This is a genomic window from uncultured Bacteroides sp. (assembly GCF_902472605.1).
In the GTDB taxonomy this organism is placed as follows: Bacteria; Bacteroidota; Bacteroidia; order Bacteroidales; family Bacteroidaceae; genus Phocaeicola.
In genome coordinates this window covers 1-13,315 of sequence record NZ_CABROP010000038.1, presented here as the reverse complement: position 1 = coordinate 13,315, position 13,315 = coordinate 1, and the positions used below count along the sequence as shown (strand labels likewise).

General features: G+C 50.7%; 11 protein-coding genes. 6 read left to right on the top strand and 5 right to left on the bottom strand.

Going from position 1 to position 13,315, the window contains the following annotated elements:
* The first annotated feature begins 9 nt into the window (after window positions 1-9).
* Window positions 10-1,050: a bifunctional diaminohydroxyphosphoribosylaminopyrimidine deaminase/5-amino-6-(5-phosphoribosylamino)uracil reductase RibD gene (gene ribD / locus RDP42_RS09550; RefSeq protein ID WP_308763490.1), complete on the top strand. Its 1,041-nt coding sequence runs from the start codon at window positions 10-12 to the stop codon at window positions 1,048-1,050.
* Window positions 1,051-1,052: 2 nt separating this feature from the next.
* Here ribD and RDP42_RS09545 read toward each other — a convergent pair whose 3' ends face one another.
* From RDP42_RS09545 to RDP42_RS09535, 3 genes are read right to left on the bottom strand one after another with little or no spacing between them, the layout of a single operon-like run.
* The gene (locus RDP42_RS09545; protein ID WP_308763489.1) at window positions 1,053-2,720 is read right to left on the bottom strand and encodes a TonB-dependent receptor; all 1,668 of its coding nucleotides are present in this window, start codon (window positions 2,718-2,720) and stop codon (window positions 1,053-1,055) included.
* Window position 2,721: 1 nt separating this feature from the next.
* Window positions 2,722-5,739 carry a tetratricopeptide repeat protein gene (locus RDP42_RS09540; RefSeq protein WP_308763488.1) on the bottom strand — a complete coding sequence of 1,006 codons (3,018 nt, stop codon included), beginning with the start codon at window positions 5,737-5,739 and terminating at the stop codon, window positions 2,722-2,724.
* 6 nt (window positions 5,740-5,745) lie between these two features.
* Window positions 5,746-6,276, bottom strand: a complete 531-nt coding sequence (locus RDP42_RS09535) for an NUDIX domain-containing protein (RefSeq protein WP_204476185.1) — start codon at window positions 6,274-6,276, stop codon at window positions 5,746-5,748.
* Window positions 6,277-6,462: 186 nt separating this feature from the next.
* Between RDP42_RS09535 and RDP42_RS09530 the strand changes: the two genes are divergently transcribed.
* A complete protein-coding gene (locus tag RDP42_RS09530; RefSeq protein WP_148330419.1) occupies window positions 6,463-6,933 on the top strand; it encodes an Lrp/AsnC family transcriptional regulator in 471 nt (156 codons plus the stop codon).
* The gene (locus RDP42_RS09525) at window positions 6,933-7,250 is read left to right on the top strand and encodes a DUF4491 family protein (protein ID WP_303913959.1); all 318 of its coding nucleotides are present in this window, start codon (window positions 6,933-6,935) and stop codon (window positions 7,248-7,250) included. The genes RDP42_RS09530 and RDP42_RS09525 overlap by 1 nt, the downstream gene beginning before the upstream one ends.
* A gap of 296 nt (window positions 7,251-7,546) precedes the next feature.
* On the opposite strand, the gene buk is transcribed toward RDP42_RS09525, so the two are convergent.
* Window positions 7,547-8,626, bottom strand: coding sequence for a butyrate kinase (gene buk / locus RDP42_RS09520; RefSeq protein ID WP_308763487.1), 1,080 nt, complete (start codon window positions 8,624-8,626; stop codon window positions 7,547-7,549).
* An 11-nt stretch (window positions 8,627-8,637) separates the two neighbouring features.
* Window positions 8,638-9,558, bottom strand: a complete 921-nt coding sequence (locus tag RDP42_RS09515) for a phosphate acyltransferase (protein ID WP_308763486.1) — start codon at window positions 9,556-9,558, stop codon at window positions 8,638-8,640.
* A 190-nt stretch (window positions 9,559-9,748) separates the two neighbouring features.
* On the opposite strand from RDP42_RS09515, the gene RDP42_RS09510 reads away from it, so the two are divergent.
* The 3 genes from RDP42_RS09510 to RDP42_RS09500 all read left to right on the top strand — a co-directional run bounded on the left by RDP42_RS09510 (window position 9,749) and on the right by RDP42_RS09500 (window position 13,048).
* Window positions 9,749-11,518: a gamma-glutamyl-gamma-aminobutyrate hydrolase family protein gene (locus tag RDP42_RS09510; protein ID WP_308763485.1), complete on the top strand. Its 1,770-nt coding sequence runs from the start codon at window positions 9,749-9,751 to the stop codon at window positions 11,516-11,518.
* 81 nt (window positions 11,519-11,599) lie between these two features.
* Complete coding sequence (locus tag RDP42_RS09505; protein ID WP_308763509.1) at window positions 11,600-12,598, top strand: M28 family peptidase; 999 nt, start codon at window positions 11,600-11,602, stop codon at window positions 12,596-12,598.
* Between the two features lie 15 nt (window positions 12,599-12,613).
* Window positions 12,614-13,048, top strand: a complete 435-nt coding sequence (locus RDP42_RS09500) for a SufE family protein (protein WP_303913948.1) — start codon at window positions 12,614-12,616, stop codon at window positions 13,046-13,048.
* Window positions 13,049-13,315 lie beyond the last annotated feature (267 nt).

The window sequence follows — 13,315 nt, the reverse complement described above, 5'->3', positions numbered from 1 at the left end:
ACGAAGATTATGACGATAGATGAAAAATATATGCGGCGCTGCATACAGCTGGCCAGAAACGGCATTTGCCACACAGCCCCCAACCCGATGGTGGGAGCGGTGATTGTACGTGACGGAAAAATCATCGGTGAAGGGTATCATGTGTGCTGCGGCCACGGACATGCCGAAGTGAATGCCATTGCCTCGGTAAAGGATGAAAGCCTGCTCAAAGAGGCTACCATTTATGTCAGTCTGGAACCGTGTTCCCACTATGGCAAGACTCCTCCCTGCGCCGACCTCATCATCCGGAAAGGTATACCCCGGGTGGTAGTGGGTTGTGTCGACCCGTTCTCTTTAGTAGCCGGAAGAGGTATCCAAAAACTGCGGGATGCCGGCATCGAAGTCACGGTAGGGGTCTTGGAAAAAGAGTGCCGGGAACTAATCCGCGCCTTTATCACATTCAACGTGAAGAAGCGTCCCTACATCACCCTGAAATGGGCCCAGTCGGCCGACGGCTTCATCGACATCCGACGCGACGAAGGAGCTCCCGTACGTCTTTCTACCCCGTTGTCTATCTTGGCCGTACACAAAATGCGGGCGGAACAGAAGGCCATCCTGGTGGGACGACGTACCGCCTTGCTCGACAATCCGTCGCTGACGGTACGCGAATGGTACGGACAAAACCCGCTCCGACTGGTCATCGACCGACAGCTGACTCTGCCGCCTCATCTGCACCTCTTCGACGGAAGTACCCCTACCCTCGTCTTTACAGAAAAAGAAAAGGCCGATACCCAGAACCTCACGTACGTGACACTGGATTTCGGCCAGAATATCCTCCCGCAAATCATGCAGGTACTCTATGAGCGGAAAATTCAGACATTATTAGTAGAAGGAGGAAGCCAGACGCTTCAGTCTTTCCTGGAACAAGGACTATGGGATGAAGCCTTCATCGAACATGCGCAAGTATCCCTGCACGACGGCATCCCAGCTCCTACCCTTCCCTGCGGCTCGGAAAACCGTTTCTTCTTCCGTGACGGCGCACTGGTACAGCACTGCCGCCACGCAGAATAAACTTAGAAACGGCAGCTGATACCCGCCATGAAATGAAAGCCCTCCACCGGATAGCCTGCTTCTGTGGCATACGTCTTGTTGAGCAGGTTGTTCAGGCGGGCAAACACGTTGAAACGATTCAACAATTCATATTCCGCTCCCACTGACAGGTTATTCACATCGTTGACACGACCCAGTTCACCCATCTTCTGACGGCGTTCATAATTATAACTCAGCAGGGCATGGCAGTCCTTGACTACTTTCGCACGGATACCGAAATCCACCTTCACCTGCGGTTTGAACTGTAACAGGCCTTCGTTGCCTTCTGTCACGGTCCAGTTATAATAGGTTCCTCCCAACGAGAAATCTACCCAGTCACGATAAGCATAGCTCACGGAAGCACCTCCGTAACCCACTTTTCCTTTATCCTGCCAGATTCCTGTATAGAACACATTCTGCTTGTCCGTTGCAAATCCACCCGGCACGGCGAACAGTTCATTCTTGGTGATGCGATAGCCTCCATAAAGCTCGAAGCCCAAGCCTGTCACCGGAGAAGCTTTCAGTCCCAGTTTGGCATCCAGCGGTGTATAGGAAGTTTTCATCTGCTGTGCCACCACCCAGTAAGGAGAGAAATCATTCAGCCGACGGAAGTCATTCAGGCGACTGCCTCCCAGGAGGTTCACATACACCACATACGAATCGGCAAAAGTATACTCCAATTTTACATCGGGAGCTGCTTTCAGTCCGCTGCCATTGGCCGTCTGGAAATCCACATGTGCGCCCAGACGTAACCTCAAGGCTTCATTCTGAAGGCTATAATACGGGTTCAACTGCACCAGCGTATAGTCCTGCTGCGATACATCGTGAATCAGGTTGTCCATCTCCAGTCCGATGCCCACCTGCTGCTCGTCGTTGATATTTCCCAGCATGAATCCTTGGGTGTGGAATATGTTTTCCGAACCGTGCCGCATGTAATAGGTATCGTAACGGGTACTGAAACTCCGCAGGCCCGTCTGCAAACCAAACTGAATGGGCAAATCCTTGTCGCGGGATACCACTCCCACATAACCTTCTCCGAGCGTATAACGCTGCGTAGTAGGAAAATACTCTATCCGTTCGTCTTCCTGCAAAGAAGGCATGTAGTTGAATACCTGCGAAGCAAAAGCGCCTCCCAGTTTCAACGCTACACTTCGGAAGTCGTGCCGGTAATCCAATGACACATCCGTCCGGTAGAAACGGGATTTCCAGTCATCTGGGCTCAGGAAATGCGGAATCTCTCCGTTCCGCCCATACAAGGACGCCATCACTCCCAATTGGTCCTTGGAAGATATATCCCACAGATAGCTTCCCTTCAAGTCCACATTATTCAGGTTGCCATACGCCAGACGGACATAACCGCGGTCGGCTCCCTTCTGTGCCCATTCTCTCGACATAGCCTCCATCGGCGTTGCCTTCCAGGCTCCTAACGGATGCCGGTCTGTAGCATACTGGATGGCCTGTTTCGGAGCGGCAGGCTCCTCCACTTCGGGCATGACGTTCACCTTGAACGCATCCATCACTTCAGGATTGTACTGATTCTCCACCACCACCGTCCGGTTCAAGGTGGAATCTTTTTCCGCTCCCTTCTGCGCGCAGATTGTGGATACAGGCCACAAACCGGCGCAAATCAATATCGTACTTATGTATTTCATCTTACTTTACACTTTTAAGTTTGGCCAAACGGCTTTCAATCATTCCGGCGATATCATCGTCCGCCTGATAATTCTGTTGCAAGGACAGCAGGTACTGCTTGGCCTCCATCTTGCGGCCCAGTTTTACATACACATCCGACAGGAGGACAAAACTTCTCGCCAGCCAGTAAGCATGTGGGGTGCTGACTTCGATGTAGTCAAGCACTTCCTTCTCGGCCTTGGCCGTTTCTCCCTCGTCGAAATAAATCTGTGCCACCAGGTACTTGGCCTCTGCCCCATACACGGTACGGGTATCCTTGGCCAGTTCCATGAAATCGGCCAGCGCTTGCTGTTTCTGTCCTTCTGCCTGCAAAGCCTTAGCCCGGAAATACAACGCTTCGTTCCGCACCTCCGGCGTCAACTTGGTCTGCTTGAGCAAGGCCGAAGCCGTGGTCACGATCTCAGCCCGGTCACCCAGCGCATGGGCACTTCGCAAAGCCCCCAGTTCTGCCTGCAAGCGGTCTTCCTGTACCGAAGAGCGATCGGCCAGACGCTTGTACAGGTTCAGCGCCTTGGCATATTCTTTCTGGTTGTAAGCCATCTCAGCACAAAGTGCCAGCGCCTCCCCTTCATATTTGCTGCCTGAATAGCGGAGCACCTCTTCCAAGCGAGAAGCAGCCGACGCATAATCTTTCTGGTTGTAGTCAATCAAGCCCAGATAATACGCGGCATCCACGCTAAAGGCTCCCTGCGGGAACGACTGCAAATAACGGGTCAGGCTGGTCTTGGCTCCGGCAATATCGCCGCGCATATAGGCCCGTTCGGCCGCCGTATAGGTCAGCGAATCCCGTTCGCTCACATCGAACTTGGCCCCACCGGGTATCGTGGAAGCAAACGCCATGTAATCGTCCACCTTGTTCAAGTCTACATAAATTGATTTCAAATCCCTCTGTGCCAACCGCGCTTCTGAACTGCCCGGGTAGTTCGTAATCACCTTCTTGTAGGCGGCAATCGCCTCTTCATAACGGTCGTTCTGGTAATACAGCAGACCAATTTCGTTGGCGGCCCGACGGGACAGTTCACTTTCCGGATAGCGCTGTACCAGCAACGAATACCGCTTGATGGCATTCTCACTGTCCTCCAGCTGCACGAACGCACGTCCCTGTTCATACAAGGCGTCGTCCAGATATGCCGACGAAGGATAATCCGTAATCAGCTTGTTAAGCGCCTGAATCTTTCCGGCGTAATCCCGCTGCAACCCCTTCACGATACCTTCCTGAAACAAGGAATAGTCGCCCAGCGAAGGAGCGATGGCCACTGCCTGTGCATATTGCTGACGGGCCTCTTCAAAGCGGCGTTCGTAGAAGTAGCAGTCACCGATACGGTTGTAGGCATCGCCCGTCACCGAAGGTTCCTGTGCCCGTCCGTTCTGTACGCAGCGGACAAACCAGTCGCGTGCGGAGTTATATTGTTTCTGCTTGAACAAACTGTATCCTAAACAGTAAAGTGCCAGTCCGTATTCCTGTGAACTCTTGTCGGTGGCAAACTCCAGGTAAAGCCGCAGGTCGTTGGCAGCCTCCGGATAACGTGCCAGCCGGTATTTCGATTCACCGCGCCAATAGTACGCATCCGCCTTGGTCTTCTGGTTGTACTGTCCCAGCTGCAAGGAACGGGTAAAATAATCCAGCGCCCCCGTATAATCCGCTTGTGCAAACAACTGCGTACCCATGCGGAACAACAGTTTCTGCTTGGCCTCCAGGATACGAGCACTCGGATGGGTAATCTTGTCGATGGACCGCAAAGCCACCTCATAACTGCGGGTATTCATGTACACCTCTACCAGGTAGTCGTTCACCTTCTCGGCATAGACCGACGACGGGTATTCGTTCAGGAAACGTTCAAAGACCATCACTGATTCGGCAAACGGAGAATACGACGTTTCGTGAATGCACAGCGCATAGTTGAACAACGCCTGTTCCTGAATGCTGGGGTCGAAGTCCATACGCGACGCCTGTTCAAACGCCATACGCGCCTGATTACGCTCCTTCAACTGCAAAGCAGCCAATCCCATGTGCAGGTAGGCATTCTGCGCCAAGGCATCCGGAGCCCCCGTAGCCTCTCCCAAGCGAGACAAGGCCTTGGAATAGACTCCCGTATTGAAATAGCTCATGCCCAGCTTGTACATGGCCAGCCGCGACGGCAACTCTTCTGCCTCACGATACCGTTCCAGCGACTGGATGGCGTCCGCATACGCTTTCTGCCCGTACGCAGCCTCTCCGGCAATACGGCTCATCTGCCCTGCATTCAATTCATTCGGATACAAGGCCAGATAGGCATCTGCCACCTTGCGGGCCTGAGCATAATTATTCTGAATCAAGTAAATATCGGCTATATAATAAGGTGCCAGTTTCTGAAACTTCCGGTCGTCCTGCACCTCACGGAATCCCTGCAAGGCAGAATCGTACTTTTGCTGCACATAATCAATGTACGCCAGGTTGTACACCGCATCGTTGCGATACTCCTTGCTTGAATCCTTCAGCACCGAAAACCAGAAGGCAGCATCCTGCCACTTGTCCATTTTCAGATACGACGTACCCATGCGCAGGGCACTGGCATCGCGTTCTTCATCCGACAAGAGGGAAATATCGCATCCTTTCAGCGTGGCAATGGTTTCCAGGTACTTGTCCTCCGAGAAATAACTGGCGGCAATCAGCGCCTGCACCCGGTTGCGGTAACGCGATTCCGGATGCGCTTCCAAATAATCAGACAAGACCTCCCGGCACCCCGGCAGACGCAGTTCATACGCCGTACAAGCCAGCATGTAATCCACCTCATCGGCCCAGGCCTTTTCCCCCGCCTGACGGGTATAACGGACAAGGGTCTGTCGGGCAGCGGCGTAATCCTGACGGAGAAACAGCTCCCTTCCCTCGTTGAACAAACGGTCGGCCCCGGTCAGCGGTTCTACCTGCTGTCCCGACACAGCCAGCGGCAAGGCGCAACAAAGGCCTGCCGTCCAGATATATTTTTTATACTTACCCATAATTTCTTATTTTATGTTCCGATGTGCTTCTAAAAAGCGTGCCACTCCTTTACGCACCGACTCCAATCCGAAGTCCTCCGGATGAATTTCCTCCAACGGCATCCACCACGCATCGGCCACATCATCCATTGCCTTGACCAGATGGTCGTCGGCCACCTTGCACAAGAAGAACTGGTCGAGCGTATGTACCAGAAAACCTGAGTACAGGTACGTATTCGGTAAAGAAAACAGATATTTCGCTTCTGTCACCACCAGTCCCGTTTCTTCCTTCACCTCACGGGCTACTCCTTCTTCGCCGGTTTCATACATATCGATAAAGCCACCCGACAAATCCAGCGTACCCTTGGCCGGTTCTTTTCCACGACGGCAAACCAGCAGTTCACCTTTTCCGTTCAGAATAAAAGCCACCGTAGCCGCACTCGAATTAAAATAATACACAAAGCCACAGTCCGCACATTTCTTGGACTTTTCATTGTGCACCTCAAAATGAGGAGAACCGCACACCGGACAAAACTTAAACAATTCCAATGGATGCATAGTTTTTCAATTTAATAAATAATAAGCCTCACAAAGATAAGCAAATAGGGCATATTGCTTACATTATTCACCGATAATTTGTTATTTCCCCTAAAATAATCACGTTTTTTCGTTCAAAATAGCGTATAGATAAAAAAGTTTTTCTACATTTGCTTACAATATGATAAAACAAGAACCATTTAGAGTATGGAAAAAATTGATAAACTTGACAAACAGATTCTGGAAATCATTTCGCAGAATGCCAGAATCCCGTTTAAAGATGTAGCTGCAGAATGCGGTGTGTCACGTGCAGCCATTCATCAGCGTGTGCAGCGCCTGATTGACCTTGGCGTAATCATTGGGTCAGGCTACCATGTAAATCCGAAGAGCCTGGGTTACAGCACTTGTACCTATGTGGGAATCAAGCTGGAAAAAGGTTCCATGTATAAAAGCGTAGTGGCAGAACTGAAAAAAATTCCCGAAATCGTGGAATGCCATTTCACTACGGGTCCTTATACCATGCTGACCAAACTGTATTCCACCGATAATGAGCATTTGATGGACTTGCTGAACTCCAAGATTCAGGAAATTCCGGGAGTCACTGCTACGGAGACACTGATTTCATTGGAACAAAGCATCAAGAAAGAAATTCCTATCCGTAAAGAAATTGAAGATTGATGGAGGGACTGGACGGCCTTCATTGGGAAGGCATACTCATCGGAATCTGTACGTTTTTGATCATCGGCCTGTTTCATCCGGTAGTGGTCAAAGCGGAATATTACTGGGGAACACGCTGCTGGTGGATTTTTCTGGTACTGGGCATCGCGGGCCTCATCGGTTCCATCCTGGTGAGCCAGATATTCGTGTCTTCCCTGTTGGGAGTCTTTTCGTTCTCCTCCTTCTGGACCATCAAGGAAATCTTCGAACAGCGCGAACGCGTGCTGAAAGGTTGGTTCCCGATGAATCCGAAACGGAAAAAGGAATACGAACAGTAAAATCATACATACTTAAATAAGGAAAAGGGATACCTCAAACGAGGGTCCCTTTTTTATTTTATCGTCTCAAAATCGCGACATCCATTTTATCGCAAATCCAAGTCACAAAGTGCAAACGCAAGGACAAAGTTTCTTCAGACGCCGTACGTTTTTTACGTTTCCCTCATGCGAAACGTACGTTTTCCTATAGGAAAACATAGGTTTTCGCCACGAGAAACGTACGTTTTCGGACAGGGAAACGTAGAAAAGTGACTGACATTTCCCTAATAACATGCAGTCATTCAACAAATTCTCTATTATAAGTCTACGTTTTCTTCCGGCGCATACTCCTGCAAGGTCAGTTCTCCACGCAGCACACCTAAGGCATTCATGGCCAGCGCTCCCATCTCGTCCTCACCGGGAATCACCACGATGGGCGCCAAGCCTTCCAGCCATTCGCGCAACCCCTGAATACAATAGTCATTGTAGGCAATACCGCCTGTCAAAATCACGGCATCGGTCTGTCCATGAAGGGCAATGTGCATGGCCCCCACCTGCTTGGCTACCGTGTAAAGCATGGCATCGAGCACCAGTTTGTGCTTTTCGGCTCCAGCATGGGCCCAACGGATAATACTCTGCACATCAGTAGTGCCCAAATGCGCCATCAGGCCTCCCCGACCGTTAATCAGCTTGCGGATTTCCGCGTAAGTATATTTCCCACTGAAACACAAATCAACCAACTGTCGGGCCGGCAAGGTACCCGCCCGTTCGGGACTGAAAGGGCCTTCCCCATTCAGGGCATTGTTCACATCGACCACCTTCCCGTAATGATGGGCGCTGACCGAGATACCTCCCCCCAAATGGGCTACAATCAGGTTCAGCTCTTCGTATTTCCGTCCGATACGGGCCGCATACCGCCGGGATACCGCCCGACTGTTCAGGGCATGAAAAATGGAGATACGGGGAAGCTCCGGAATACCGGAAATACGGGCCAAGTCGCGCAACTCATCCGTCACCACCGGGTCGGCCAAGTACGACGGACAACCGGCACAATGCGCAATCTCATCGGCAATCCAAGCCGCCAGATTCGACGCATGTTCCATGCTGGCATGCCATAAATCGTGCTTGATACGCTCATTGATTTGATACACCCCTCCGGGAGTGGGCTTCAACAAGCCTCCACGAGCAATCACGGCATCAAAAACCAATGGGATACCGGCCTTCTCCAACGTATCGTGCACATGTGCACGGCGGTATTCATACTGCTCGTTGATGTGGTGAAAGTCCGCCAGTTCATTAGACGGATGCGCAATGCTTTCACGCCACACAGGGTTCTCATTCTCATAGACTGCCAGCTTCGTGGAAGTGGAGCCCGGGTTAATGACAAGTATTCTCATAAGGTTAGGTTTTATTCTTTTTTGCATCCTGCCAGGCAAGCCAGTACCAGACTGTAATATTTGGAATTACCGGAGTCGCTCCGTGAAGGCACCACTACCGGTGCAGTAGTACCGGTGAGCATGCCCGCCATGTTCGCATCGCCAAACAGGGACAAGGTTTTATAAAACGTATTGCCCGATTCGATATTAGGAAAAATCAAAATATCCGCATTGCCGACCACGGGGGAAGAAAGTCCTTTTATCTCCCCACTGTGCTTGTCACAGGCGGTCTTGGCATCCATCGGTCCATCGATGAAGACGTGTCCGAAACGGCCTTCCTGCGCCTCATTCTTGAGTTCCACATAACTCAGGGTGTGGGGAAACTTCTCGTTGACTTTCTCCGAACAGTGAATAAGGGCTACCCGGGGCTCCTCACACCCCAACTTGCGACACAAATCCAAATCGCAGGAAATCATTGCCCGGAATTGTGCCAGTGTGGGCCGTGGAATCACCGCCGCATCCGAAAAGAACAACAGTTTATGATACAAGGGTACCTGCGCCACCGCGACATGGCTCAGCACACCTCCTTCGGGCAACAGGCCCTCTCCTTTCTTCAACACCGCCCGCAACAGATTGTCCGTATTGATAAGCCCTTTCATCAACACTTCAGCTTCTCCCATCCGTACCAGCTGTACGGCCAAGGCTGCCGCTTCGTCAGGAGTACCCGCCTCGTAAATGTGTACGAAATCAGGAGAAGCCGCCCGCAAGTCGAGCGCTTCTTTCAAGTGGGCTGAATCTGTCACCAGGAGATATTCGGCAATTTCCTCCCTCAGGCTTCGGATAATCACATATTCCGTGTGCGGATCGTTCGGGCAGACTACCGCCACTTTCCGACGTATGCCGCGCGAACGCAGACAGTTCACCATTTGAGAAAGGCTTCGAATCAATTCCATATCATTAGATTTTAAACAAATATGAGAAAATAATTTGAATAACCTTCTATCTGAGATGCTAATTAATGCTATACATGCTGGAAGGGCAATCTGCAATGAGTAACAAAATAACGACTTTATCTCCCTAATTGTGCCATTAATTCACAAGTTCTCTCTATATTTGCGTCACTTGCTAAAAAAGAATGCACGCATGAAAACAGATTTTTCTTTCGATATTCAAGCCCTCGACAAAGAGATTCACAACCGTTTTCCGAATCATAAAAAAGCTCCACTTATCGGACTGACGGGAAACTTCAGCGACGGCAACCTGACCCTGGCACCGGGCTACTACCAGTCCATCATTCAGGCAGGAGGGGTACCGGTAGTGATTCCTCCTTATGAGGATGTCAACTTACTGATCAACACACTGGAACATTTGGACGGACTGCTGCTCACGGGCGGAGGCGACCTGAATCCGCTGTTCCTGCGCGAGGATCCTATCCGTGAACTACACAGCATCAATCCTTACCGCGACCGACAGGAACTGTTGCTGACACGCCTGGCCGCCAACCGACAGATTCCGATACTGGGTATTTGCCGAGGCATACAGGTGCTCAATGCAGCCTTAGGAGGTACGCTTTATCAAGACATCTATGCGCAGAAAGATACACCGTCTATCAAGCACAGCCAGGATTTGGAACGGAGCTTTCCCTCACACCGGGTAGAACTGGCGGAGGGCAGTCTGCTGGCCCGTATAATGAATGCGAAGGAAATAGCGGTCAATTCGTTCCATCACCAGGCCGTGAAAGAACCGGCCCCGGGATTCCGGGTATCGGCCACGGCTCCCGACGGAGTGATAGAGGCCATCGAAAGTACGGAATACAAATCCATGCTGGGCGTACAATGGCATCCGGAATGCTTCATCCTGAATCAGGACAAGTGCATGATGCCGCTCTTCGGATGGCTCATCCGCGAAGCCCGTTCGTTCCGGAAAGCGAAGGAACTGCACCAGCGCTTGCTGATTCTGGATACGCACTGCGATACACCGATGTTCTTCGACCAGCATATTCGCTTTGATACACGTGACCCGAAAATCAAAGTCGACCTGCACAAAATGACGGAAGGACGGCAGGATGCCACCATCATGGTGGCTTATCTGGCGCAGAAAGAACGGACTGATGAAGCCCTGCTGGCTGCTACGGCCAAAGCCGACCAGCTGCTGAACGAAATTGAAGAAATGGTGGCCAAGAACTGTACGGCAGTAGATATCGCTTATACACCAGCCGATCTGTATCGTCTGAAACGGGAAGGCAAGAAGGCCATTATGCTGGGCATCGAAAACGGCTATGCCATCGGAAAAGACCTGAGCCGGGTGGAACATTTCCGCAAACGAGGGGTGGTGTACATGACGCTCTGTCACAATGGGAACAACGACATCTGCGGCTCGGCCCGCCACAACGAAGAGAACTTAGGGGTTACACCTTTCGGTGAACAAGTAATCCGCGAAATGAACCGATTGGGAATGATGGTGGACTTGTCGCACAGTGGGGAACGTACGTTCTACGAAACACTGGACATCAGCAGCCAACCGGTGGTCTGCTCGCATTCTTCCAGCCGGGTTCTCTGTGACCACCCGCGTAACCTGACCGACGACCAACTCCGCGCCATTGCCCGAAAAGGAGGTGTGGTACAGGTTTGCCTTTACAGTGGATTTCTCCGCACCGACCGTCCGGCACACATTCTGGATGCCATCGAACACCTGAACCACATGGTCAACGTGATGGGTATCGAGCATGTGGGTATCGGCAGTGATTTCGACGGCGACGGAGGCATCATCGGATGCAACGATTCTTCGGAGATGATCAATCTCACCCGCCAGCTGCTGCACGAACGTTACAGTGAGAAAGACATTCAGCGGATCTGGGGAGGCAACTTCCTGCGCGTCATGCAGCAAGTGCAGGAAAGTGGCTCCTACAAATAAAGTTTAAAACGTATTTACGGCTGCAAGGGGTGTACAAAAATAAGCTTACCTTTGCAGCGCAAACTAAATGAAGGTATTATGATTTCAATAAAAAATATGCTGATTATAAGTGCTTTGATAACGGGAGGAACTTTCATCTCCTGTGGAAGCAGTTCGAAAAACAGTCAGCAAACTGAAGAAACGGAAGCCACAATTGTGCAGGCCCCGACTTTCAATGCCGACAGTGCATACGCATATGTAGCGGCACAAGTGGCTTTCGGACCGCGCGTACCCAACACGGAAGCGCACCGCAAATGTGGGGATTACCTTGCTGCCCAGTTAAAAAAATTCGGGGCCACCGTTTATAACCAGCAGGCCGACCTGATTGCCTACGACGGTACGATTCTGAAAGCACGCAACATCATCGGAGCTTACCAGCCGGAGAACAAGAAACGGGTGATGCTCTGTGCGCACTGGGACTGCCGACCGTATGCCGACCAGGATGAAGAAGCCAATCATCGGAAAGCAATTGACGGAGCTAACGATGGGGCCAGCGGAGTAGGCGTCTTGCTTGAAATTGCTCGACAGATTCAACAGCAGGCTCCGCAAGTAGGCATCGACCTCGTATTCTTCGATGCGGAAGATTACGGCACGCCGGACTTCTACAAAGGGACTTACAAACCGGATACCTGGTGCTTAGGTTCCCAATATTGGGGCCGTATCCCTCACGTGCCTGACTACAAGGCGCGCTTCGGCATCTTGCTGGATATGGTAGGCGGAAAGAATGCCACATTCTACTACGAAGCCTTCTCCAAGCAGACAGCGAACAATGCCATGAAGAAAATCTGGAAGATGGCCGAGCACTTAGGTTACGGCAACTATTTCATCAAGGAAGACGGAGGCCAGATTACGGATGACCACCTTTATGTGAACCAGTACCGACAGATTCCATGTGTAGATATCATCCACTACGATATGCAGAGTGACACGGGCTTCAACCCAACCTGGCACACGCTGGATGACACGATTGAAAATATTGACAAAGCCACGCTTCAGGCCGTAGGACAAACGGTGATGGGCGTGATTTATAACGAAAAATAATTAAACCATATCACAATGAAAACAATCAATGAACTCCAGGACGAAGTAATCGAAGAATTCAGTGACTTCGACGATTGGATGGACAAATACCAACTGCTGATTGACCTGGGCAACGACCAGCAACCGCTTGACCCGAAATACAAAACAGAACAGAACTTGATTGACGGCTGCCAGAGCCGGGTATGGCTGCAAGCTGATTTGGTGGACGGAAAGGTGGTATTCCAGGCTGAAAGTGACGCCCTGATAGTAAAAGGTATCATCTCTCTGCTGATTCAGGTTGTATCAGGTCACACGCCCGATGAAATTCTGAATGCCGACCTTTATTTCATCGACAAAATCGGTTTGAAGGAACACCTTTCACCGACCCGTAGCAACGGTCTGCTGGCCATGGTAAAACAGATGCGCATGTATGCTTTGGCCTTCAAGGCTAAGATGGAGGAAGAGAAGTAAACATAAATAAGTTATTAAAAAACGAACAAAGGCTTGTGAGGCAATATTACCGCATCTCACAAGCCTTTGTCGTATTCGTTCCTATCATTCATTAGAAGGGCTGAAAAACGATAGAATCCTATCATCCAATTCAGCGGACAGTCTCAAACCCACGGGGTATAATAATCGATTACAAGTTTATCAACAAAACGTAAGCATTCGTTAAACTACAAGTATTGAACTTTATATACAACAATAGCGACTGTCACTATAAACCTAATAGTTGCA

What these genes read in the sequence shown, in the direction of transcription:
- RDP42_RS09525 (WP_303913959.1), top strand. Translation starts at nt 6,933, where the DNA reads ATGGAGGGACTGGACGGCCTTCATTGGGAAGGCATACTCATCGGAATC.
- RDP42_RS09500 (WP_303913948.1), top strand. Translation starts at nt 12,614, where the DNA reads ATGAAAACAATCAATGAACTCCAGGACGAAGTAATCGAAGAATTCAGT.
- buk (WP_308763487.1), bottom strand. Translation starts at nt 8,626, where the DNA reads ATGAGAATACTTGTCATTAACCCGGGCTCCACTTCCACGAAGCTGGCA.
- RDP42_RS09510 (WP_308763485.1), top strand. Translation starts at nt 9,749, where the DNA reads ATGAAAACAGATTTTTCTTTCGATATTCAAGCCCTCGACAAAGAGATT.
- ribD (WP_308763490.1), top strand. Translation starts at nt 10, where the DNA reads ATGACGATAGATGAAAAATATATGCGGCGCTGCATACAGCTGGCCAGA.
- RDP42_RS09545 (WP_308763489.1), bottom strand. Translation starts at nt 2,720, where the DNA reads ATGAAATACATAAGTACGATATTGATTTGCGCCGGTTTGTGGCCTGTA.
- RDP42_RS09535 (WP_204476185.1), bottom strand. Translation starts at nt 6,276, where the DNA reads ATGCATCCATTGGAATTGTTTAAGTTTTGTCCGGTGTGCGGTTCTCCT.
- RDP42_RS09530 (WP_148330419.1), top strand. Translation starts at nt 6,463, where the DNA reads ATGGAAAAAATTGATAAACTTGACAAACAGATTCTGGAAATCATTTCG.
- RDP42_RS09540 (WP_308763488.1), bottom strand. Translation starts at nt 5,739, where the DNA reads ATGGGTAAGTATAAAAAATATATCTGGACGGCAGGCCTTTGTTGCGCC.
- RDP42_RS09515 (WP_308763486.1), bottom strand. Translation starts at nt 9,558, where the DNA reads ATGGAATTGATTCGAAGCCTTTCTCAAATGGTGAACTGTCTGCGTTCG.